Source organism: Enterobacter sp. I4 (assembly GCF_022669095.1).
Classification (GTDB): domain Bacteria; phylum Pseudomonadota; class Gammaproteobacteria; order Enterobacterales; family Enterobacteriaceae; genus Enterobacter; species Enterobacter pasteurii.
The window spans coordinates 1-21,059 of record NZ_JALBUO010000003.1; the positions used below are offsets into that span (position 1 = coordinate 1).

Here is a 21,059-nt window from a genome sequence, read left to right on the forward strand (position 1 = left end):
TCGACAATCTCCACGGGTGCCGTTTCGTTCCCGTGAATGCCGGCAGAAAGCAGCAGCGAAAGGTCATACTCCCCTGTCGGCGTCAGCTCAAGCACGCCCGGCCCCAGCCACCGCCAGTGGAACGAGGGGCCTTCCCCCTCTTGCAGCTCCGGCGTCTCTGCTGCCAGGGTCAGCGCCAGTAAATTCTCCATACCCTCTCCTTAGCGCTGGAACGGATAAACCGAACCCAGCTGCAGGATAGTCGATAATGCATCCAGCGCCTCGCGGCCTTCACGCAGCAGTTGCGGATCGACCAGATCGGCCTGAACCAGACGATCGCGATAGTAGCGGTCCACCCAGTCGTTGAGGGTGTTGAACAGCGCGTCGTTCATCATCACCCCCGGATTCACCGCCTGCAATTCGTCCGGCGTTAACACCACGCGCAGGCGCAGACAGGCCGGTCCCCCGCCGTTGGCCATACTTTCCCGCAGATCGAACACGCGGAGTTCATCAACAGGATTATCCGCCTGCACCAGCTCGCTGAGATAGCGCCAGACGCCCTGATGATTGCGGGACTCCTGGGGCAACACCAGCATCATGCTGCCGTCATCCCGGCTCAGCAGCTGGCTGTTGAAAAGGTAGGTTTCAACGGCATCCTGCACGCTAACCGCCCGCGTGGGTACCTGAATAGGCATAAATCCCGGCACGCGCTCGCGCAGCGTAGCCAGCAGCTTTTCCTGATGGACGAACGCCTGCTCGTGGCAGAACAGCACCTGACGGTTGGAAACGGCAATCACGTCGTTATGGAACACGCCCTGGTCGATCGTCTGCGGATTTTGCTGAGCAAAAATGACCTGGGACGGATTAACCTGGTTCAGCCGGGCAACCGCCTGGCTTGCGGCCAGGGTTTGCCTCGCCGGATAGCGAACCGGCGCGAGATGGCCGCCCTCCTCACGTCCGTAGATAAACAGCTGCAGCCCCGGATCGCCATAATCGCCGCCCAGACGGTTGTGGTTAGCCGCCCCTTCGTCGCCAAACATCGCGACCTGCGGCAGCGCCTGATGCACTTCAAAATGGGCGTCATGATTAAAGATGGCGCGCAGCACGCGCCAGGTGGTGTCCGCTTCGCTGGCGCGGTGAAATTTGTTGTTCAGGTTAGCGACGGTGAGATGCACTTTGCCGTCCAGCGTATCCGCCGACGGTGCGACGGTGGCGGCATTCGCCACCCACATCGAGGAGGCAGAGCTGGCCGCGGAAAGCAGGTGTGGCGTCTGTGTGCCCGCTTTTTCCACCACCTGCTCATCCGTGCCGCTAAAACCCAGCTGGCGCAGCACCGCCACGTTCGGGCGCTCCTGCGGCGGGATCACCGCCTGCGGGAAACCGGCATCGGACAGCGCCTTCATTTTCAGCAGCCCCTGCTTCGCCGCCAGCTTCGGGTTCGAAACCTGGAACCGGTGCCTGGTCGAGGCTTCATTCCCGAAGGAGAGCCCGGCATAGTGGTGCGTCAGCCCCACCAGCCCGTCGAAGTTAACCTCACGCGCTTTCATGGGCGTCTCCCTGGGTGAAATCCAGCCCCGGATTGAGCGTCTCCGGCAGCGTCAGCGACGGGGTTTCGAGGCTTGCCATCGGCCACGCGCAGTAATCAGCGGCATACCACGCGCTGGCGCGATGGTTGCCCGAGGCGCCTACGCCGCCAAACGGCGCGGTGCTCGCCGCCCCGGTCAGCGGTTTGTTCCAGTTCACGATCCCGGCGCGCGCTTCGAGCAGCAGCTGTTCGAACTTCTCGCGGTGCGGCGATATCAGGCCGCTCGACAGGCCGTATCGGGTATTGTTGGCCATCCCGATTGCCGCATCAAAATCGTCATAGCGCCAGACGCACAGCAGCGGGCCAAAGACCTCCTCGTCCGGCACGCCGTCGGCGCCGCTCATCTCAATAATCCCCGGCGTCAGTAACGACGTGCCGGGGGCTACCTGTTTCGGCTCCAGCAGGGTTTTCGCCCCGCGGTTGACGCGATCCTGCCAGGCCTTCAGCACGTTCTGCGCGGCCTGTTCGGAGATCAGCCCGCCAATAAACGGCTGCGGCTCGGCATCCCACCGGGCGGGCACCAGACGCGCGCTCACCTCAACCAGACGCTTCAGGAATGCATCCCCCTGCGCGCCGCGCCTGACCAGCAGACGACGCGCGCAGGTGCAGCGCTGCCCGGCGGTAATAAAGGCCGACTGGATAGTCAGGTGCACGGCGGCATCAATATCGTCCGGATCCTCGACGATCAGCGGGTTATTGCCGCCCATCTCAAGCGCCAGAATTTTTTCCGGCTGCCCCGCCAGCTGGCGATGGAGCTGATAGCCCGTTCCGGCACTGCCGGTGAACAGCAGGCCGTCAACGTCGCTCAGCGCGCTCAGCGCCTGACCGGTTTCACGCCCGCCCTGCACCAGATTCAGCACGCCCGGCGGCAGCCCGGCCTGCTCCCAGAGTTTCACCACCGCTTCGCCGGTTAACGGCGTTAACTCACTCGGCTTGAAGATGACGGTATTGCCCGCCAGCAGCGCGGGGACGATATGCCCGTTCGGCAGATGCCCGGGGAAGTTATACGGGCCAAACACCGCCAGCACCCCGTGCGGACGGTGGCGCAGCGTGGCGGCGCCGTCCGGCATCTCGGTATGCTGCTCGCCGGTGCGGGCGTGGTACGCCTTCACCGAAATTGCGATTTTGTTGATCATCGCCGTGACTTCGGTTGTCGCCTCCCAGCGCGGCTTGCTGGTTTCGGACGCGATAATGCGGGTCAGCCCGGCTTTATTGGCCTCCAGCAGCGCCGCAAATTTCTCAACCAGCGCCTGGCGCTCGGTGAAAGGCCGTTTCGCCCATGCCGGAAACGCGCGGCGTGCGGCGCGGCAGGCCTGCTCAACCTGTCCGGCGCTGGCGTCGTTTCCCTTCCAGAGCACCTCCCGACCCACCGGATTGGTTTTAATCCGCGCCTCGCCTTCGCCCGTTATCCAGTCGCCGTTAATCCATAATGTCATGCTGTTTTCTCCTCAGGGCAGAGTCGCACCAGGCGAACCGCGTCGCCGGCGTTACATTTCAGGGCATCCAGCTGCGCGGCGGTCAGTACCAGCCGCTCGCAGGTCGGGTTGGTTCGCACCAGCATGGCGCGGAAGTTGGCGTAATTCTCGTTCGATACCAGGCAGGCGGGCCACTCGCCCGGCGCGGGCTGGCCTTCAGAGACCTCAACCAGACGGCTCTTGCGGATGGCGCGCACGCGGTCGATGTCGCATTCCAGCGTGGGGCCGCCGTCGAAGATGTCGACGTAGTTACGGTAGCGAAACCCCTCTTTCTCCAGCACCGCTCGGGCCGGAGCGGTTTGCGGATGGACCTCGCCAATCACCGCCTGCGCCTCCGGCGTTAAGAAATGGGTATAAATAGGATGCTTCGGCATCAGCTCGGCGATAAACGCCTTCTGGCCGGTGCCGCACAGGTAGTCCGCACGGCTGAACTCCATGGAGAAGAAGCGTTCCCCCAGGCTCTCCCAGAACGGCGAGTAGCCTGTCTCGTCGATCACGCCGCGCATCTCGGCAACCACCTTTTCGTTGAAGCGGTCGCGAAAGGCGGCCATGAACATAAAGCGTGATTTGGAAAGCAGATAGCCGTTGCCCTCCTTGCGCCAGTCCGGATCGAGGAAAAGCGTGCAGAGCTCGCTGGCGCCGGTATGGTCATTGCAGAGAAAGAGCGTCGGCAGCGCGTTGTAGACGTTCAGCTCTTTCGAGGCGTGAACCATCGTGCCGACGCGGTAGTTGTACCAGGGATCGTTAAGCCCGACGGCCACCTCGATGGCGCAGATCCCCGCCACGGTTCCCGTGTCGGTATCTTCCAGTACGAACACATAGCCCTGTTCGCTCTTTGGCAACGTCCCCTGCCAGGTTTGCAGGGCGCGCTCAATGCGCGCCGACAGCGTTTTTTCATCGGCAGGCAGCGAGGTCAGCCCGCCGCCTGTCTTACCGGCAAGCTGCATAAGCCCGGCAAGATCGCCGTGCGCAACGGGACGGATAACCATCATGATGACACCCCGGCCTTCACCGCTTCGCAGGCCAGCGCAAAACGGTCCAGCCCGGTTCTTACCTCTTCCTCGCTGACGATCAGCGCAGGAGCAAAGCGCACCACGCTGGCACCGGCAATCAGCACCATCACGCCCTGTTTTGCCGCCTCCTGCGAAATCAGCTTCGCCTTGCCGGCAAACTCGGGGGCGAGTTCGCAGCCAATCAGCAGCCCCAGGCCGCGGATCTCTTTAAACAGGCCGGTCTTACTGTTTATGGCATTCAGACGCTCCACAAACCAGTCGTGACGCTGTTTAACACCCTTCAGCACTTCCGGGGTATTGATGATATCCAGAACCTGTCCGGCCACGGCCGTTGCCAGCGGGTTGCCGCCGTAGGTGGTGCCGTGCGTGCCCACGGTCATCACGCTGGCGAATTTTTCCGTGGTCAGCATCGCGCCGATCGGGAAGCCGCCGCCCAGCGCTTTGGCCGTCGACAGCACATCCGGGGTTACGCCATAGTGCATGTAGGCGTACAGCTCGCCGGTACGGCCCACGCCCGTCTGCACTTCGTCAAAAATCAGTACCGCGTTATGACGGTCGCACAGCTCGCGCAGCCCCTGAAGGAACGCCTGCTGCGCGGGCATGACGCCGCCCTCGCCCTGCATGGGCTCCACGATCACCGCGCAGGTGGCGTCGTCAATCAGCTCGTTGGCGGACTGCAAATCGTTGTACGCCGCGTGACGGATATCGGGCGGCAGCGGTGCAAAATCCTGCGAATACGAGGGCTGACCGCCCGCGCTGACGGTAAACAGCGTGCGGCCATGGAACGCGTTCCTGAACGCGACGATCCCGCTCTTGTGCGCGCCAAATTTATCGTGGGCATACTTACGCGCCAGCTTCAGCGCCGCTTCGTTAGCTTCCGCCCCGGAGTTACAGAAAAAGACTTTTTCTGCAAACGTGGCGTCGATCAGCTTCTTCGCCAGACGCAGCGCGGGCTCGTTGGTATACCCGTTGCCGGTGTGCCAGAACTTCGCCGCCTGATCGTTCAGCGCCTGACGCAGCGCCGGGTTCGCATGGCCCAGCGCATTTACCGCAATGCCACCCGCAAAGTCGATGTACTCCTTGCCCTGCTGATCCCACAGGCGCGAGCCTTCCCCACGTACCGGAATAAAAGCCGCCGGAGCGTATACCGGCATCATCCATTCATCGAAATTTTCACGCGTAATTGACAGAGACATAGCGACCTCATCCGGTAAATAAAAGGTTGTTTAAATGTTAAATAATTGAGTGTTTGCACTGTGAATGTAGATTGCAGCGTTCGTGCCAGCCAGCGATAAAAATGCATAAAAGGGAGGAGGTAACAGAATATCAACGGGTTAGAATATGGAGTTATTCACTGTTAATGCATAATAAGTGAATATTTTTACGGTAAGCGGCGCTTTGCGGCATGAAAACAAGAAAGAGTATGCAGAAGCCAAATATAATTCTGGAATTGTGATCGCTCGCGAAATTTATTGGTTATTTACGCCCTGTCAGAGAGCAACGCGCGTTGAAATGGTGCAAATATTGCACCACCGGCATTATCTGTCGCAGTAATTGGGCGAAGCGGATAACAGACGACGCAAATTCTGCTACCATCCTTCCACTATTCACCTTGCATTGGCAGCGACTATGAAATTTGTCTCTTTTAATATCAACGGCCTGCGTGCCCGCCCTCATCAGCTTCAAGCGATTGTTGAGCAACATCAGCCAGATGTGATCGGCCTGCAGGAGACAAAAGTTCACGACGATATGTTCCCTCTCGAAGAGGTAACAAAGCTGGGCTATAACGTCTTTTACCACGGACAGAAAGGCCACTACGGCGTTGCGCTACTGACTAAAGACACGCCGGTTTCGGTGCGTCGTGGCTTCCCGGGCGACGGGGAAGAGGCGCAGCGCCGCATCATCATGGCGGAAATTCCTTCCGCACTGGGCAACATTACCGTTATCAACGGCTATTTCCCGCAGGGTGAAAGCCGCGATCATGAAACCAAATTCCCGGCCAAGGCCAAGTTTTACCAGGACCTGCAAAACTACCTGGCAACCGAGCTTAAAAAAGAGAATCCGGTGCTGATCATGGGCGACATGAACATCAGCCCGACGGATCTGGATATCGGCATTGGCGAAGAGAACCGCAAGCGCTGGCTGCGCACCGGTAAATGCTCCTTCCTGCCGGAAGAGCGCGAGTGGATGGAGCGCCTGCTCGGCTGGGGTCTGGTGGATACCTTCCGTAATGCCAACCCGGAAACGCAGGACCGCTTCTCGTGGTTTGACTACCGCTCGAAAGGCTTCGATGACAACCGCGGCCTGCGCATCGATCTGCTTCTTGCCAGTTCGCCGCTGGCCGAGCGCTGCATCGAAACCGGAATCGACTATGACATCCGCAGCATGGAAAAGCCGTCCGACCATGCGCCCGTATGGGCAACGTTCAAGCTGTAACTTCCGGTGAACGTAAAAAAATCCATTCTCCTGTGCGCCCTTACGGGCGCATTTGTTTCGATCGTTGTTTTGCTTCCTCCGGGCACCCTCACCCTCGACGCGTTAAAAATGCACCAGCAAACGTTGCTCGATCGGGTGGAGCAGGCGCCCGTTCAGAGTGCGCTGTTCTATTTTGCGGTTTACGTCGCGGTCTCCGCGCTGTCGATACCCGGCGCGGCCCTTCTGACGCTGCTCGGCGGGGCGCTGTTCAGCCTGTGGGAGGCGGTGCTGCTGGTTTCATTTGCCTCAACGCTCGGCGCGACGCTTGCCATGCTCGCCAGCCGCTACCTGCTGCGCAACGGGGTTCAGCGGCGCTTTGCCGCCCAGATGCAAACGATCGATGCGGGAATGGCGCGCGACGGCGCGCGCTACCTTTTTGCCCTGCGCCTGATGCCGCTGTTCCCCTTTTTTCTGGTCAACCTGCTGATGGGGCTGACCAGGATTACGGTGCGTCGCTACTGGTGGGTAAGCCAGCTTGCCATGCTGCCCGCCACCGTCATCTATCTGAACGCGGGACGCGAGCTGGGGAAACTCGCCTCGCTGCGCGATATTCTGTCGCCGGGATTGCTGTTCGCCTTTACACTATTAGGGCTATTACCGCTGGTCACTCGCTGGCTGTTTTCCCGTTACAACCCTTCGAATAAAAAGTGAGGCATTATGCGCCGGGTGCGTTTTTGCGCGTTTCTGACTGGCCTGCTGCTGGCAACGTCTTCCGCTGCCGCAGAGGGCTGGCAGACCATTCAACAGCAGGCTAAAGGGCAGACCGTCTGGTTTAACGCCTGGGGCGGCGATGGGGCCGTTAACCGCTATCTCGACTGGGTAAGCGGCGAAATGAAAACGCACTACGCCATTAACCTTAAGATCGTTCATCTGGCCGATGCCGCCGACGCGGTCAAACGGATCCAGACGGAACGGGCCGCGGGACGCGGCAGCAACGGGTCGGTGGATCTGCTCTGGGTGAACGGCGAAAATTTCCGCACGCTGAAAGAGGCAAACCTGCTGCTCAGCGGCTGGGCGCAGACCCTGCCCAACTGGCGCTACGTCGATACCCGTAAGCCGGTGACGGAAGATTTTGCCGTCCCGACCGACGGGGCGGAATCACCGTGGGGCGGCGCGCAGCTGACCTTTATCGCCCGGAAAGCGAGCATGCCGACACCTTTGGCAGATCCGCAGGCGCTGCTGGCCTACGCGCAGCAGCACCCTGGCAAGGTGAGCTATCCGCGCCCGCCGGATTTTACCGGCACCGCGTTTCTTGAGCAGCTGCTTTTAACGCTGACCGCCCGCCCGGACGCGTTAAAAAAAGCGCCTGACGGCACCTTTGCCCAGGTCACCGCTATGCTGTGGGCCTACCTTGATACCCTGCATCCCCTGCTCTGGCGCGAAGGGAACGATTTTCCCGCCTCGCCCGCGCGCATGGATACCCTTCTCGCCAGCGGCAGCCTTAACCTGTCGCTAACCTTCAACCCCGCTCACGCGCGGCAAAAGGTGGCGAACGGTGAACTGCCTGCCGACAGCTACAGCTTCGGCTTTCGTCAGGGCATGCTCGGCAACGTCCATTTTGTCGCTATCCCGGCAAATGCCGGCGCGAGCGCGGGCGCAAAAGTCGTGGCGAACTTTCTGCTTTCACCGCAGGCGCAGATCCGCAAAGCCGATCCTGCCGTCTGGGGTGACCCGAGCGTGCTGGATGCCGACAGGCTGCCTGCGGATGAGGCAAAACGGCTTCGTCTATTTACGCCCGCTGGCACCCCTGACGTGCTTCCCGAACCGCACGCCGCCTGGGTTAACGCCCTGGATCAGGAATGGCTTCGCCGCTACGGTACCCGCTAGCCGGGCTGGCGTGGGCTGCTATGGCAGCCATCTATCTGCCGCTGCTTCCCGCCAGCGGAATGCTGCTCGCACCGGCGTTTTCCCCCGCCGGCTGGGCGGCGCTGTTTGCCGACCCGCAGCTGCCGCAGGCGCTGGCTGCCACGCTGGTTTCATCGCTTATCGCGACGCTGGGCTCTCTGTTTATCGCCCTGAGCCTGCTTGCGCTTCTCTGGCCGGGTGAAGGCTGGCAGCGCCTGACCGCCCGCCTGCCGTGGCTGTTAGCCGTACCGCACGTCGCCTTCGCCACCAGCGCACTGCTGCTGTTCGCCGAAGGGGGCGCGTTTTACCGGATGTGCACGCTCTGCTCGCCGCAGCTTGACCGCTACGGTATCGGGCTTGGGCTTACGCTCGCGGTCAAAGAGAGCGCGTTCGTCCTGTGGGCGCTGTACGCCGCGCTGCCTGAGAAGCGTCTCGCTCAGCAGAAGATTGTGCTGCATACCCTGGGCTACGGACGGATGCAGGCGCTCTGCTGGCTGATAATCCCGGCAATCGCCCCCGCGCTGGGCGCCGTGATGCTGGCGGTGCTCGCCTGGTCGCTTTCCGTGGTGGATGTGGCGATCGTGCTCGGGCCGGGCAATCCGCCCACGCTGGCGGTGCTGGCCTGGCAGTGGCTTACCCAGGGCGATGCGCAGCAGCAGATAAAGGGAACGTTGCTGTGCCTGGCGCTGCTCCTGCTGCTGGCCGCGCTGGCCGCGGCGGGATACGGCCTCAGGGCCGCATGGCGGCGCTCGCAGCCTGACGTCTCGGGGCGTCGTCGTGCTTCGCACAGCGCGTTGCCCGCGCGGACCCTTGGCGGATTACTGCCGCTGTGCGGCGCGCTTTGTGCCATTGTCCTGCTGATGCTGGCGGGTCGGGACGAGGTCGGCCCGGTCAGCGACAGCCTGTCGCTGGGGCTGCTGTCCAGCCTGCTTGCGCTGGCGCTCCTCTTTCTCTGGCTTGAGTGGGGACCGCCGCGCGGCGCGCGGTGGATCTGGCTGCCGCTTGCGCTTCCCGCACTGCCGCTTGTGTCCGGGCAGTATGCCGTTGCGCTGCGGCTGGGCATCGACGGTCAGTACGCCGCCGTGCTCTGGAGCCATTTGCTCTGGGTTATCCCGTGGATGCTTCTGGTGCTGCAGCCGGCCTGGCGCAGGCTCGATCCCCGCCTGATCCTGACCGCCAGAACGCTGGGATGGGAACAGGCGAAAATTTTCTGGTTAGTGAAATGCCCCCTGATGGTTCGTCCGGCCCTGCTGGCCTTTGCCACCGGATTTTCCGTGAGCATGGCGCAGTACATGCCCACCCTCTGGCTGGGGGCTGGACGCTTCGCCACGCTGACGACGGAGGCGGTTGCCCTCAGCAGCGGCGGCAGCGTTCCCGTTCTGGCGTCCCGGGCGCTGGGCCTGCTGCTGTTGACCAGCAGCGTATTCGCCCTTGCCGCGCTGATCTCGCGGCTCGCAGGCCGCTACCGACAAGGATTACGTTAATGCTGAACGTGAAAAATCTCACCATCTCCCCCCTGTTTCATGATGTGAACTTCAGCGTCCCGGCGGGTGAGATCGTGACGCTGATGGGGCCATCCGGCAGCGGCAAATCGACCCTTTTTTCCTGGATGGTGGGGGCATTGTCCGCTGATTTTAAGGCGCACGGCGAGCTGTGGCTGAACGATCGTCGCTGCGATACCCTCGCCGTGGAAGCGCGCGGGATCGGCATCCTGTTTCAGGATGCCCTGCTGTTTGACGCCTTCAGCGTTGGGCAAAACCTGATGCTGGCGCTGCCGGCGCGCGTCGCCGGGCGCGCACGTCGCCAGGCGGTAGAGCAGGCCCTGGCGTCAGCCGGGCTGGCAAACCACTACGCCAGCGATCCGGCCACCCTGTCGGGCGGCGAGCGCGCCCGGGTCAGCCTGCTGCGCGCCCTGCTCGCCGAGCCGCAGGCGCTGCTGCTCGACGAGCCGTTCAGCCGCCTTGATAAAGCGCTGCGCGCGTCATTTCGCGCCTGGGTATTTGAGGTGGCTCGCCAGCGCGCTATTCCGGTAGTGCTGGTCACGCACGATGAGGACGATATTCCCCCCGGCGGGCAGGTGATTGAAATTTCTCGCTGGCAATAATGTGCTAACGCAATGTTTTTGGCGGCAGGAGAGACGACAATGCCATCCCCTTTTGATGACGTCAGGTTTTTCGATGAAACGTGTTTCTCAACTGACCGCGCTGGCCCTGCTCTGCGGCCTCGCCTCACTCTCCTCCACGGCGGCTGATATGCCCCACGCCCTCACGCTGGCCCAGCTACAGGCACAGAACGGCGCGGTAATCGATACGCGTATCAGCGCGTTCTATAACGGCTGGCCGCAAACCCTGAGCGGAACGTCCGGACATGAGCCCGCCGCGCTTAATCTCTCCGCCAGCTGGCTTGGGACGATGAGCGATGACCAGCTCAGCGGCTGGACAACGCGGCATCGTCTTTCGCCGGACGCGCCAATTGCGCTCTATGGCAGCGATGAAGACAACCGGGCCGTCAAAGCGCGGCTGGAAAAAGCGGGCTTTAGCCGCATCACCACCCTGAGCGATGCCCTACAGCAGGCCGATCGCCTGCAGCGGCTGGCGCACTTCGAGCAGCTGATCTATCCGCAGTGGATCCACCGGCTACAGCAGGGCAAGCCGGTTACGGCAGCACCGGCAGGCGACTGGAAGGTGATTGAGGCCGGATGGGGCGCGCCAAAGCTGTATCTGCTGAGCCATATTCCCGGCGCGGGCTACATCGACACCAACGAAGTGGAAAGCGAGCCGCTGTGGAATAAAGTCTCTGACGAGGCGCTGAAAGTGATGCTGGCGAAGCACGGGATCCGTCACGATACCACCGTCATTCTGTACGGTCGTGACGTCTATGCCGCCGCGCGCGTGGCGCAGATTATGCTCTACGCGGGCGTGAAGGATGTGCGCATTCTGGACGGCGGCTGGAGGGCGTGGTCCGACGCAAACCTGCCCGTTGAACGCGGTACGCCTGCAAGCGTGAAGCCAGCCCCTGATTTTGGCGCGCCGATCCCGGGCCAGCCCCAGCTGATGGTGGATATGGATCGGGCCCGCGGGATGCTGCACCGTCAGGATGCGTCGCTGGTGAGTATTCGCTCCTGGCCGGAATTCACCGGCGAAACCAGCGGCTACAGCTATATCAAGCCGAAAGGTGAAATTGCCGGCGCGCGCTGGGGCCACGCGGGCAGCGACGCGACCCACATGGAAGACTTCCACAACCCGGACGGCACCATGCGCAGCGCCGACGATATCGCCGCCATGTGGAAAACGTGGAATATCCTGCCGGAACAGCACGTTGCGTTTTACTGTGGTACCGGCTGGCGCGCCTCTGAAGCCTTTATGTACGCCCGCGCCATGGGCTGGCAGAACGTCGCGGTCTATGACGGAGGCTGGTACGAATGGAGTAGCCATCCGCAAAACCCGGTCTCCCGCGGCGAGCGCGGCCCCGAGAGTTCACGCTAGCGGTTGAGCGATCTCAGCGTCGCGTAACCGCTCCAGACGCGCGTTGTGGTGGTCAGCCAGCACAGCGCGCCAAACGCCCAGGCAAACAGCGTGAAGTGCGCCGGAAACAGGCAGCACAGCACAAACAGCGCGATGGTCTCCGTCCCTTCCGTCAAACCTCCGATGTAATAAAACGACTTGTGCGCATAGCCTGGATTATCAATATCGTGTTTCGCGGCCAGCGCGGCGAAGGCGAGGAAGCTGCTGCCCGTGCCGATAAACGCGAACAGCAGCCAGGCGGCGGCCAGCGCATTTTCAGCCGGTGCAGCCAGCGCAAAGCCAAACGGCACCAGGGCGTAAAACAGGAAGTCGAGGGCGATATCAAGAAATCCTCCCGCGTCCGTCAGGCCGCGTCGACGCGCCAGCGCGCCGTCCAGCCCATCCAGCAGCCGGTTCAGCACAATGGCGACCAGCGCCGCCGGGTACCAGCCGAGCGCCAGAAAGGGCAACGCCAGCGCGCCTGCGGCAAACCCGACGAGCGTTAGCCCGTCGGGCGTGATAAACGGCTTATCCAGCGCGGCAGCCAGCTGGTTCAGCCAGGGCTTCAGCCGGGGATGCAGATGTTTATCCAGCATGCGGTTTTCCTTTAAACGTGGCGCACAGCCCCTGAGCCGGAATATCGAGTGCCGCATTGAAGCGGGCGGACAGGTTCTGAAACGCAATCAGGGCCGTCATTTCGGTGATAGCGTCCTGCGTAAAGTGGCGCTTTAGCTGGCTTTTGATGCTGTCATCGACACGAGGCGGCGTGGCGGTGACCGCTTCCGCAAAGGCCAGCGCGGCGCGCTCCTCCTCGCTGAACAGGGTAGACGTTTGCCAGTCGCTAACGGCCTGCACTTTATCCAGCGCCCCGCTCCGCTCGGCCAGACGCAGGCTGTTGGCATCGATACAAAATGCGCAGTGGCAAATCTGCGAGACGCGGGTCATCAGCAGCGATCGCAGCGCCGGGGACAAACGCGCCTGGCGCCGCTCCAGATAGCCGACAAACAGCGCCACCAGCCAGAAAAGACGCGGCATGCGCCCCCACCAGCGGGTGGGATTAAGCACCGCGCCAAAATGTTTTTTCTGCATGGCGGCAATGGGCTTGAGGCTGACGGGAAGGGATTCGATGGGGGCAACCCAGGCGGATGTCTCTTTCACCTGATTCTCCTGATGACTGGACTCTTTGAAAGGGGACGATAATATGTCGTTTTCCGCTATTAATTATTGACGAACATGCTGAAAACACTCGATGTTGTTGCGGCCATCCTCGAAAAAGAGGGCAAAATTTTACTGGCGCAGCGTCCAGCCCATGCCGATCAGCCCGGGATGTGGGAGTTTGCAGGGGGCAAGGTTGAAGCCGGAGAGACCCAGCCACAGGCGCTGATCCGCGAACTGCGTGAAGAACTCGGCATTGAGGCCGTACCCGCGCGGTACGTGGCAAGCCACCAGCGGGAGGTGTCGCAGCGTCTGATCCATCTCCACGCCTGGCACGTGCCCGACTTTAGCGGCGAGCTCAGGGCGCATTACCACTCGGCGCTGGTGTGGTGCACGCCGGAAGAGGCTTTCGCCTATGATTTAGCCCCGGCGGATATTCCGCTGCTTGAGGCGTTTATTCTTTTACGCGACGCCAGACCAGCGGGTTCGTACTGATGGTGCGCTCATCGCGCTGGCACTGCAGCAGCACGCCATCCGCCCTGACCACCGCGCCTTCTGAGTAGTTTTGATCCTGATAGATACAGCACTGATTGCACGGCTGGGCACGCTGGCCGCCGCTGCTAAAGACCTCCGGCGGCACGTTAACCTCGACATCCGGTCGAAAGCGGTCAGCCTGCGCGCCTGCGGATAACGTCAAACATATCGCGGTCATTGCGTAACGGTTCATAGACTTTATTTCCTTTGCATCGTTTATATCTATAACGGTAGATCGGGACGGGATCTTTAATTTATCGCATCATCGCTTTTGGTTATGACGCGCGCCTCGTCATTAATTTCCCTTTCGGGCTGCATTTCTGCTTGCCTCTCAAAGCGGTGCGGGTGGTATAGTCAAAAAAACGACACAAAACATCTACGCCACGCGCATAAAATATTATAAGAGGTTCTTATATCTATGGATCAGACACGCTCTCTGGAAAGCTTCCTTGCCCACGTTCAGCAGCGCGACCCGCACCAAAGCGAGTTTGCCCAGGCCGTTCGTGAAGTGATGACCACCCTGTGGCCCTTCCTTGAAGAAAATCCGCGTTACCGCCAGATGGCGCTGCTCGAACGCCTGGTGGAGCCCGAGCGCGTGATCCAGTTCCGCGTGGCATGGGTGGACGACCGCAATCAGGTGCAGGTGAACCGCGCGTGGCGCGTGCAGTTTAACTCCGCCATTGGGCCGTTTAAGGGCGGAATGCGCTTCCACCCTTCGGTGAACCTGTCGATCCTTAAATTCCTCGGCTTCGAGCAGACCTTCAAAAACGCGCTCACTACCCTGCCGATGGGCGGCGGAAAAGGCGGCAGTGATTTCGATCCGAAAGGTAAAAGCGAAGGTGAATTGATGCGCTTCTGCCAGGCGCTGGTTACCGAACTCTATCGCCACCTTGGCCCGGACACCGACGTACCTGCCGGAGATATCGGCGTGGGCGGGCGTGAAGTGGGCTTTATGGCCGGGATGATGAAAAAGCTTTCCAACAACAGCGCCTGCGTCTTTACCGGCAAAGGCCTGTCGTTTGGCGGCAGCCTGATTCGCCCTGAAGCGACGGGCTACGGCCTGGTCTATTTCACCGAAGCGATGCTCAAGCGTCACGGGCTGAGCTTTGAGGGGATGCGCGTGGCGGTCTCCGGCTCCGGCAACGTGGCTCAGTACGCTATCGAGAAAGCGATGGCGTTCGGCGCGCGCGTGGTTACCGCCTCCGACTCCAGCGGTACCGTGGTGGATGAAGCCGGCTTTACGGCAGAAAAACTGGCGCGCCTGTGCGACATTAAAGCCAGCCGCGACGGCCGCGTGGCAGATTATGCCCGCGAGTTTGGCCTGACCTATCTGGAAGGTAAACAGCCGTGGGGCGTGCCGGTGGATATCGCCCTGCCGTGCGCGACGCAAAACGAGCTGGACGTGGAGGCCGCCCGTACGTTGATTAGCAATGGCGTAAAAGCGGTAGCGGAAGGGGCGAACATGCCTACCACCATCGAAGCGACAGACCTGTTCCTCGACGCGGGCGTGCTGTTTGCGCCGGGCAAGGCGGCGAACGCGGGCGGCGTGGCAACGTCCGGCCTGGAAATGGCGCAGAACGCCGCAAGAATGGGCTGGAAGGCAGAGAAAGTGGATGCCCGCCTGCATCACATCATGCTTGATATTCACCATGCCTGCGTGGAGTACGGCGGCGAGGCCTCGCAGACCAACTACGTGCGCGGGGCGAACATTGCCGGGTTCGTGAAGGTGGCGGATGCAATGATTGGGCAGGGTGTGATTTAAGTTTTATCGTGCGGCCGGGGCCCCTCACCCCGGCCCTCTCCCACGGGGAGAGGGAAAAAACGGGCGTATCAGGCCGCGCTCTTTTTCTTTTTAAACGGTTTCTTCGCACCGCCGCCCGGCGCCACCATTCCCCTGAACCGCTTCACCGGCGTGCTGCGCGCCTGGTCAATCAGCTGGTAAAGCGTCCCGACCAGCGGCTGCATAAAGTCCTGGTAACGGCACTGCTTTTCGCTGATTTGCGTCAGCACCGACTCCCAGTGCGCCGTCATGTCCGGCCTTGCCGCAAGCTCAGGAAGGGAATGTATGAGCGCCCGGCCCGGTTCCGTTGAGTGGATGTAACGTCCCTTTTTCTCCAGGAAACCGCGCTTGAACAGCAGTTCGATGATCCCTGCTCGCGTCGCTTCCGTACCCAGCCCGTCGGTCGCGCGAAGGATCTTCTTCAGATCTTTGTCCTGCACAAAGCGGGCGATCCCGGTCATGGCGGACAGCAGCGTCGCGTCGGTGAAGTGACGCGGCGGCTGGGTCTGACGCTCTATCACTTCGCCCTTCTCACACAACAGCTCATCGTCTTTAGCCACCACCGGCAGCGGCGTGCCGTCGTTCTCCTCGTCACGCTCTTTGTTGCCAAGCAGGGTGCGCCAGCCCGCTTCCGCCAGAAAACGCGCTTTGGCAATAAATTTGCCTTTGGCGATGTCCAGCTCAATGACGCACTTGCGAAACACCGCGTCCGGGCAGAACTGCATCATGTACTGACGGGCAATCAGGTTATAGACCTTCGCTTCGTTGTCGGTCAGGTTGACGCTGCTGGCGCGCGCCGTCGGGATAATCGCGTGGTGGGCATCGACTTTTTTATCGTCCCAGCAGCGGTTATGGGTGTCCGGGTTAACGACCGGCTGAGGAAGCAGATCCGGCGCGTGCACGCCGATGGCGTTCATCACCGCGTGACGTCCGGCAAAATGTTCTTCCGGGAGATAGCGGCTGTCCGAACGCGGATAGGTGATAAGCTTATGGGTTTCGTAGAGCTTCTGGCAGATATCGAGCACGTTCTGCGCGCTGAGGCCAAATTTTTTGGCGGCCTCAATCTGTAACGCCGACAGGGAGAACGGCAGCGGCGCGGGTTCTGGTTCCCGTTTATCGTTATAGCTGGTGACGATAGCGGGCTGGCCGGTAATGCGGTTGACCACGTGCTCCGCCAACGGGCGATGCAGCAGGCGACCCTCTTCATCCTGATACGATTCACAGGCATCGCTCGGCTGCCAGACGGCGGTAAAGCGTTCGTCTTTCGGCGTGACGATATGCGCTTTAACCTCAAAGAAGTCTTTCGCGACGAAATTCTCGATCTCTTCGTCACGACGCACCACCAGGCCCAGCACCGGGGTCTGCACGCGGCCCACGGAGAGCACGCCCTGATAGCCCGCATTGCGCCCCAGGATCGTGTAGGCGCGGGTCATGTTGATCCCGTACAGCCAGTCGGCGCGCGCCCGCGCCAGCGCGGAGACGCACAGCGGAATAAACTCGCTGTTGGCGCGCAGGCGCGAAATCGCGCGCTCAACCGCCTGCGGGTTGAGGTCGTTGATCAGGCAGCGCTGCACCTGCTGGCGTTTTTCGGGTGCCAGCTCAAGATAGTCCAGCACCTCGTCCACCAGCAGCTGCCCTTCCCTGTCCGGGTCACCCGCGTGGACAACCTCCGTCGCCTCATGCAGAAAGCGCTTGATGACGTTGAGCTGTTTGGTGACGGAAGGTCGGGGTTGCAGGCGCCACTTTTCCGGGACAATCGGCAGATCGCTGAGGTTCCAGCGGGCATAGCGGCTGTCGTAGACATCCGGCTGCGCCTGCTCAAGCAGGTGGCCGATGCACCAGGTGACAACCTGCCCGTTACCGCATTCGATAAAGCCGTCGCCTTTGCGATGCGGCTTAGGCAGCACGTCGGCGATGGCGCGCGCCAGGCTCGGCTTTTCGGCAATAAACAACCGCATCGAATTAACGGATCTCAATCATCGGGCGGCCGCCGCGGGCGGTTACCAGCTCGCCGATCGCCGTCAGGGTAATGCCAAACTCGGCGGCCGTCGCCTGCACGTCAGCTTCCGCTTCCGGGGTGACCGCCAGCAGCAGGCCGCCGGAGGTTTGCGGATCGCACAGCAGGTTGCGCCATTCTTCAGGCATCTCGCCCATCAGGTGGCCGTAGCTGGCGAAGTTGCGCTGCGTACCGCCCGGCACCGCGCCCTGGGCAATGTACTCCTCCACGCCCGGCAGCTTCGGCACGTCCTGATACCAGATCTGCGCCTGCACGCCCGCCCCCTGGCACACTTCGGACAGGTGCCCGAGCAGACCAAAACCGGTCACGTCGGTCATTGCCTTCACGCCGTCGATACTCGCAAACGCCGCACCCGCGAGGTTCATCTGGCACATGACTTCTGTAGCCAGACCTTTGTGCTCGGGCTTCAGCAGGGATTTTTTCTCGGCGGTGGTCAGTACGCCAATGCCCAGCGGCTTGGTCAGGTACAGCTTACAGCCCGCCTGCGCGGTGCTGTTACGCTTCACGCGCTCGGTCGGCACTACGCCGGTGACGGCCAGGCCGAAGATCGGCTCAGGTGCATCGATAGAGTGACCACCTGCCAGGGCGATCCCCGCCTGCTGACAGGCAAAGCGTCCGCCTTCAATCACGTCGCGGGCGATTTCCGGCGGGATGGTGTTGATCGGCCAGCCCAGAATAGCGATCGCCATGATGGGCTTACCGCCCATCGCGAAGATATCGCTGATGGCGTTGGTGGCCGCAATGCGGCCGAAGTCGAACGGGTTGTCGACGATCGGCATAAAGAAATCGGTGGTGCTGATAATGCTGGTGCCGTTACCTAAGTCATAAACCGCTGCATCGTCACGCGTTTCGTTACCGACAAGCAGGTTCGGGTCGACAAACTTCGCCTGTTCACTGTGCAGGATGGTTTCCAGCACTTTTGGGGAAATTTTACAACCGCAACCGGCTCCGTGGCTGTATTGCGTTAAACGAATGGTTTGCTCGCTCATGGACATCTCCTGTCATTGCAATCGCGCTATGGTAGCGCTCATTCCATAAAGAGGTAAGTATGACTGTCTGAATTCTGCGGCGGATGCTCAGAATCCAGACAGTTTAGCGCGTGGGATTAAAAACGGCTGACGAAAGGCGTGGTGTCCGGCACGCTAATGGTGCTGGACGCTTTAAGCTGCGGGGTACCGAGATAGAGGAAACCGACAATTTTATCGTGCTCACCGCAGGAGAACCCTTCCCGCACGGCGGCGCTTTCGGTCAGCGGACCGGTACGCCAGATGCCGTTAAAGCCCTGCGCGACGGCGGCCATCTGCATCGCCATCACGGCGCAGCCGGCGGACATTTCCTGCTCCCAGACCGGCACCTTATGATCGGCCCTGCACTTCGCGACCACGGCAACGATCATCGGCGCGCGGAACGGCGCGTTGCGGGCTTTATCAATACCCTTTTCATCCTGACCGGCGGCTACAGCGCCCTGCTCCAGCAGCTGGCTGAAGCGATCGCGTCCTTCGCCTTCAATGATAAAGAAGTGCCACGGCTGTAAGGTGCCATGGTCCGGCGCACGCATTCCGGCAAGCAGAATGTTTTCCAGCTGCTCGCCGACCGGTGCCGGTTCAGCCAGGCGGGAAGCGCTACGACGGTTAACAAGCAGTTCTAGTGCGTCCATTGGTTAACTCCTTTCTTGAAATTTACTCACAAAATTAACACGACAGCAGAATTTGTTACAGCGTGGCAGGCGATTCCTGCTGACAAGTGGCGGTTGGGTCATTACGATAACCGCACATTACCGTCCCGTGGCGACGGAAACAGTCATTTTCTGGTTAGGGAGAATACATGCGAACCCTTTGGCGAATCTTTGCCGGTTTCTTTAAATGGACGTGGCGACTGCTCAACTTCGTCCGCAACCTGGTGATGAATATCTTCTTCATCTTCCTGGTACTGGTCTGCGCAGGTATCTGGATGCATCTCAGCAGCGCCAGCCAGTCGCAGAACTCGACGCGCGGCGCGCTGCTCCTCGATATCACCGGGGTAATTGTCGATAAGCCCTCCACCAGCAACCGTCTGGGCGTGATTGGCCGCCAGCTGTTCGGCGCAACGTCTGACCGCCTGCAGGAAAACTCCCTGTTTGATATCGTCGACACGATCCGTCAGGCCAAAGACGATCGCAACATTACCGGTATCGTGCTGGATCTGAAAGATTTTGCCGGTGCCGATCAGCCTTCGATGCAGTACATCGGTAAAGCGCTGCGCGAATTCCGCGACAGCGGTAAACCGGTGATTGCCGTCGGCGACAGCTACACCCAGGGGCAATATTATCTGGCGAGCTTTGCTAACAAAATCTGGCTCTCTCCGCAGGGCACGGTCGACCTGCATGGCTTTGCCACGAACGGTCTGTACTACAAATCGCTGCTCGACAAGCTGAAGGTCACCACCCACGTCTTCCGCGTCGGGACCTATAAGTCTGCCGTAGAGCCGTTTATCCGCGATGATATGTCCCCGGCGGCCCGTGAAGCGGACAGCCGCTGGATCGGCGAGCTGTGGCAGAACTACCTCGGCACCATTGCCGCTAACCGTCAGATGACCCCTGAACAGATCTTCCCGGGCGCGCGCGGCGTGCTGGACGGTCTGCGTAAGGTGGATGGCGATACGGCGAAATACGCGCTCGATAACAAGCTGGTCGATCGTCTGGGCTCCAGCGCCGAGATTGAAAAAGCGCTCACCAAACAGTTCGGCTGGAGCAAAGAAGACAAAAACTACAGCGCCATCAGCATGTATGACTACGCCGCGAAAAAACCGGACGACAGCGGCGACAGCGTTGCAGTGGTGTTTGCTAACGGTGCCATCATGGACGGTCAGGAAACGCCGGGGAACGTGGGCGGAGATACCACTGCCTCGCAGATCCGCGATGCCCGCCTCGATCCGAAAGTGAAGGCGATTGTCCTGCGCGTAAACAGTCCTGGCGGCAGCGTCAGCGCCTCAGAGGTGATCCGTGCGGAGCTGGCCGCCGCCCGCGCCGCGGGTAAACCGGTTGTTGTTTCCATGGGCGGCATGGCGGCGTCCGGGGGATACTGGATCTCAACGCCTGCTAACTACATCGTCGCTAACCCGAGCACCCTGACCGGCTCGATTGGCATCTTCGGGGTTATCAACACCGTTGAAAACAGCCTTGATTATCTTGGCGTTCATACCGATGGCGTTTCCACCTCACCGCTGGCCGACGTGTCCGTGACGAAATCGCTGCCGCCTGAGGTGTCAGAGATGATGCAGCTCAGCATTGAGAGCGGCTATAAGCGCTTTATCACGCTGGTTGCTGATTCCCGTAAAAAGACGCCAGATCAGATCGACCAGATTGCTCAGGGCCACGTCTGGACAGGCCAGGATGCAAAAAGCAACGGTCTGGTAGACAGCCTGGGCGACTTTGATGATGCGGTGAAGAAAGCGGCAGAGCTGGCCAAACTGAAGCAGTGGCACGTGGACTACTATCAGGACGAACCTACGTTCTTCGATATGATCGTGGACAGCATGTCCGGCTCCGTTCGCGCCATGCTGCCGGAAGCGCTTCAGGCTTACCTGCCAGCACCGGTCGCCACCGCAGCCAGCGCGATGAAAGCTGAGAGCGACAGGCTCGCGGCCTTCAACGATCCACAGAGTCGTTACGCGTTTTGCCTGACCTGCGCGAACGTCCGTTAAAACCCGTCCCCTCTTCC

At 61.0% G+C, this 21,059-nt stretch carries 19 protein-coding genes and 1 pseudogene; 9 read left to right on the top strand and 11 right to left on the bottom strand.

All coding sequences use genetic code 11. The features are described from left to right. The 5 genes and pseudogenes from MOQ06_RS19210 to MOQ06_RS19230 all read right to left on the bottom strand — a co-directional run. Positions 1–191 (bottom strand): annotated as a pseudogene (locus MOQ06_RS19210) (succinylglutamate desuccinylase); the annotation flags it as partial. A 9-nt stretch (positions 192–200) separates the two neighbouring features. Beyond that, a complete protein-coding gene (gene astB / locus MOQ06_RS19215; protein WP_242174461.1) occupies positions 201–1,526 on the bottom strand; it encodes an N-succinylarginine dihydrolase in 1,326 nt (441 codons plus the stop codon). After that, a complete protein-coding gene (astD, locus tag MOQ06_RS19220) occupies positions 1,513–3,000 on the bottom strand; it encodes a succinylglutamate-semialdehyde dehydrogenase (RefSeq protein ID WP_242174463.1) in 1,488 nt (495 codons plus the stop codon). The genes astB and astD overlap by 14 nt, the downstream gene beginning before the upstream one ends. Continuing rightward, on the bottom strand, positions 2,997–4,031 hold the full coding sequence (gene astA, locus MOQ06_RS19225) for an arginine N-succinyltransferase (RefSeq protein ID WP_176610578.1): 1,035 nt from the start codon (positions 4,029–4,031) through the stop codon (positions 2,997–2,999). The genes astD and astA overlap by 4 nt, the downstream gene beginning before the upstream one ends. Beyond that, the gene (locus tag MOQ06_RS19230) at positions 4,028–5,248 is read right to left on the bottom strand and encodes an aspartate aminotransferase family protein (RefSeq protein ID WP_242174465.1); all 1,221 of its coding nucleotides are present in this window, start codon (positions 5,246–5,248) and stop codon (positions 4,028–4,030) included. The genes astA and MOQ06_RS19230 overlap by 4 nt, the downstream gene beginning before the upstream one ends. Before the next feature lie 433 nt (positions 5,249–5,681). Between MOQ06_RS19230 and xthA the strand changes: the two genes are divergently transcribed. From xthA to MOQ06_RS19260, 6 genes are all read left to right on the top strand, one after another. After that, on the top strand, positions 5,682–6,488 hold the full coding sequence (xthA, locus tag MOQ06_RS19235) for an exodeoxyribonuclease III (protein ID WP_242174467.1): 807 nt from the start codon (positions 5,682–5,684) through the stop codon (positions 6,486–6,488). Between the two features lie 6 nt (positions 6,489–6,494). Next, positions 6,495–7,178 carry a TVP38/TMEM64 family protein gene (locus MOQ06_RS19240; protein ID WP_148419105.1) on the top strand — a complete coding sequence of 228 codons (684 nt, stop codon included), beginning with the start codon at positions 6,495–6,497 and terminating at the stop codon, positions 7,176–7,178. 6 nt (positions 7,179–7,184) lie between these two features. Next, a complete protein-coding gene (locus MOQ06_RS19245) occupies positions 7,185–8,354 on the top strand; it encodes an ABC transporter substrate-binding protein (protein WP_242174469.1) in 1,170 nt (389 codons plus the stop codon). Then, positions 8,327–9,856, top strand: a complete 1,530-nt coding sequence (locus MOQ06_RS19250) for a thiamine ABC transporter permease (RefSeq protein WP_242174470.1) — start codon at positions 8,327–8,329, stop codon at positions 9,854–9,856. Before MOQ06_RS19245 ends, MOQ06_RS19250 begins: the two co-directional genes overlap by 28 nt. Further along, positions 9,856–10,476: an ATP-binding cassette domain-containing protein gene (locus MOQ06_RS19255; protein ID WP_176610583.1), complete on the top strand. Its 621-nt coding sequence runs from the start codon at positions 9,856–9,858 to the stop codon at positions 10,474–10,476. The genes MOQ06_RS19250 and MOQ06_RS19255 overlap by 1 nt, the downstream gene beginning before the upstream one ends. 73 nt (positions 10,477–10,549) lie before the next feature. Further along, entirely contained in the window at positions 10,550–11,857 is a 1,308-nt protein-coding gene (locus tag MOQ06_RS19260) for a sulfurtransferase (RefSeq protein WP_242174472.1), read from the top strand. On the opposite strand, the gene MOQ06_RS19265 is transcribed toward MOQ06_RS19260, so the two are convergent. Together MOQ06_RS19265 and MOQ06_RS19270 are read right to left on the bottom strand one after the other, a co-directional pair. After that, the gene (locus tag MOQ06_RS19265) at positions 11,854–12,471 is read right to left on the bottom strand and encodes a CDP-alcohol phosphatidyltransferase family protein (protein WP_242174475.1); all 618 of its coding nucleotides are present in this window, start codon (positions 12,469–12,471) and stop codon (positions 11,854–11,856) included. The genes MOQ06_RS19260 and MOQ06_RS19265 overlap by 4 nt on opposite strands. After that, entirely contained in the window at positions 12,461–13,033 is a 573-nt protein-coding gene (locus MOQ06_RS19270; RefSeq protein WP_242174477.1) for a carboxymuconolactone decarboxylase family protein, read from the bottom strand. The genes MOQ06_RS19265 and MOQ06_RS19270 overlap by 11 nt, the downstream gene beginning before the upstream one ends. A gap of 75 nt (positions 13,034–13,108) precedes the next feature. Between MOQ06_RS19270 and MOQ06_RS19275 the strand changes: the two genes are divergently transcribed. Beyond that, complete coding sequence (locus tag MOQ06_RS19275; protein WP_274857156.1) at positions 13,109–13,525, top strand: pyrimidine (deoxy)nucleoside triphosphate diphosphatase; 417 nt, start codon at positions 13,109–13,111, stop codon at positions 13,523–13,525. Here MOQ06_RS19275 and MOQ06_RS19280 read toward each other — a convergent pair. Further along, on the bottom strand, positions 13,485–13,757 hold the full coding sequence (locus MOQ06_RS19280; protein ID WP_242174478.1) for a YnjH family protein: 273 nt from the start codon (positions 13,755–13,757) through the stop codon (positions 13,485–13,487). The two genes, MOQ06_RS19275 and MOQ06_RS19280, sit on opposite strands and share 41 nt — an antisense overlap. A gap of 225 nt (positions 13,758–13,982) precedes the next feature. Here MOQ06_RS19280 and gdhA point away from each other — a divergent pair, with 225 nt between their 5' ends. Further along, complete coding sequence (gene gdhA, locus MOQ06_RS19285) at positions 13,983–15,326, top strand: NADP-specific glutamate dehydrogenase (protein WP_242174479.1); 1,344 nt, start codon at positions 13,983–13,985, stop codon at positions 15,324–15,326. A 68-nt stretch (positions 15,327–15,394) separates the two neighbouring features. On the opposite strand, the gene MOQ06_RS19290 is transcribed toward gdhA, so the two are convergent. The 3 genes from MOQ06_RS19290 to MOQ06_RS19300 all read right to left on the bottom strand — a co-directional run bounded on the left by MOQ06_RS19290 (position 15,395) and on the right by MOQ06_RS19300 (position 19,018). Then, positions 15,395–17,302 carry a DNA topoisomerase III gene (locus MOQ06_RS19290; protein ID WP_242174480.1) on the bottom strand — a complete coding sequence of 636 codons (1,908 nt, stop codon included), beginning with the start codon at positions 17,300–17,302 and terminating at the stop codon, positions 15,395–15,397. Positions 17,303–17,306: 4 nt separating this feature from the next. After that, positions 17,307–18,350, bottom strand: coding sequence for a selenide, water dikinase SelD (selD, locus tag MOQ06_RS19295; protein ID WP_148419127.1), 1,044 nt, complete (start codon positions 18,348–18,350; stop codon positions 17,307–17,309). A 116-nt stretch (positions 18,351–18,466) separates the two neighbouring features. Next, positions 18,467–19,018, bottom strand: a complete 552-nt coding sequence (locus MOQ06_RS19300) for an NAD(P)H nitroreductase (protein WP_242174482.1) — start codon at positions 19,016–19,018, stop codon at positions 18,467–18,469. A 167-nt stretch (positions 19,019–19,185) separates the two neighbouring features. On the opposite strand from MOQ06_RS19300, the gene sppA reads away from it, so the two are divergent. Next, positions 19,186–21,042 (top strand): signal peptide peptidase SppA, encoded by a 1,857-nt coding sequence (gene sppA / locus MOQ06_RS19305; RefSeq protein ID WP_242174484.1) that lies wholly within the window; start codon positions 19,186–19,188, stop codon positions 21,040–21,042. Positions 21,043–21,059 lie beyond the last annotated feature (17 nt).

Excerpts from the sequence above, each read along its gene's own strand:
- astB (WP_242174461.1), bottom strand. The coding sequence starts at position 1,526 with ATGAAAGCGCGTGAGGTTAACTTCGACGGGCTGGTGGGGCTGACGCAC.
- astD (WP_242174463.1), bottom strand. The coding sequence starts at position 3,000 with ATGACATTATGGATTAACGGCGACTGGATAACGGGCGAAGGCGAGGCG.
- astA (WP_176610578.1), bottom strand. The coding sequence starts at position 4,031 with ATGATGGTTATCCGTCCCGTTGCGCACGGCGATCTTGCCGGGCTTATG.
- MOQ06_RS19230 (WP_242174465.1), bottom strand. The coding sequence starts at position 5,248 with ATGTCTCTGTCAATTACGCGTGAAAATTTCGATGAATGGATGATGCCG.
- xthA (WP_242174467.1), top strand. The coding sequence starts at position 5,682 with ATGAAATTTGTCTCTTTTAATATCAACGGCCTGCGTGCCCGCCCTCAT.
- MOQ06_RS19245 (WP_242174469.1), top strand. The coding sequence starts at position 7,185 with ATGCGCCGGGTGCGTTTTTGCGCGTTTCTGACTGGCCTGCTGCTGGCA.
- MOQ06_RS19250 (WP_242174470.1), top strand. The coding sequence starts at position 8,327 with ATGGCTTCGCCGCTACGGTACCCGCTAGCCGGGCTGGCGTGGGCTGCT.
- MOQ06_RS19255 (WP_176610583.1), top strand. The coding sequence starts at position 9,856 with ATGCTGAACGTGAAAAATCTCACCATCTCCCCCCTGTTTCATGATGTG.
- MOQ06_RS19260 (WP_242174472.1), top strand. The coding sequence starts at position 10,550 with ATGAAACGTGTTTCTCAACTGACCGCGCTGGCCCTGCTCTGCGGCCTC.
- MOQ06_RS19265 (WP_242174475.1), bottom strand. The coding sequence starts at position 12,471 with ATGCTGGATAAACATCTGCATCCCCGGCTGAAGCCCTGGCTGAACCAG.
- MOQ06_RS19275 (WP_274857156.1), top strand. The coding sequence starts at position 13,109 with ATGCTGAAAACACTCGATGTTGTTGCGGCCATCCTCGAAAAAGAGGGC.
- MOQ06_RS19280 (WP_242174478.1), bottom strand. The coding sequence starts at position 13,757 with ATGAACCGTTACGCAATGACCGCGATATGTTTGACGTTATCCGCAGGC.
- gdhA (WP_242174479.1), top strand. The coding sequence starts at position 13,983 with ATGGATCAGACACGCTCTCTGGAAAGCTTCCTTGCCCACGTTCAGCAG.
- MOQ06_RS19290 (WP_242174480.1), bottom strand. The coding sequence starts at position 17,302 with ATGCGGTTGTTTATTGCCGAAAAGCCGAGCCTGGCGCGCGCCATCGCC.
- selD (WP_148419127.1), bottom strand. The coding sequence starts at position 18,350 with ATGAGCGAGCAAACCATTCGTTTAACGCAATACAGCCACGGAGCCGGT.
- MOQ06_RS19300 (WP_242174482.1), bottom strand. The coding sequence starts at position 19,018 with ATGGACGCACTAGAACTGCTTGTTAACCGTCGTAGCGCTTCCCGCCTG.
- sppA (WP_242174484.1), top strand. The coding sequence starts at position 19,186 with ATGCGAACCCTTTGGCGAATCTTTGCCGGTTTCTTTAAATGGACGTGG.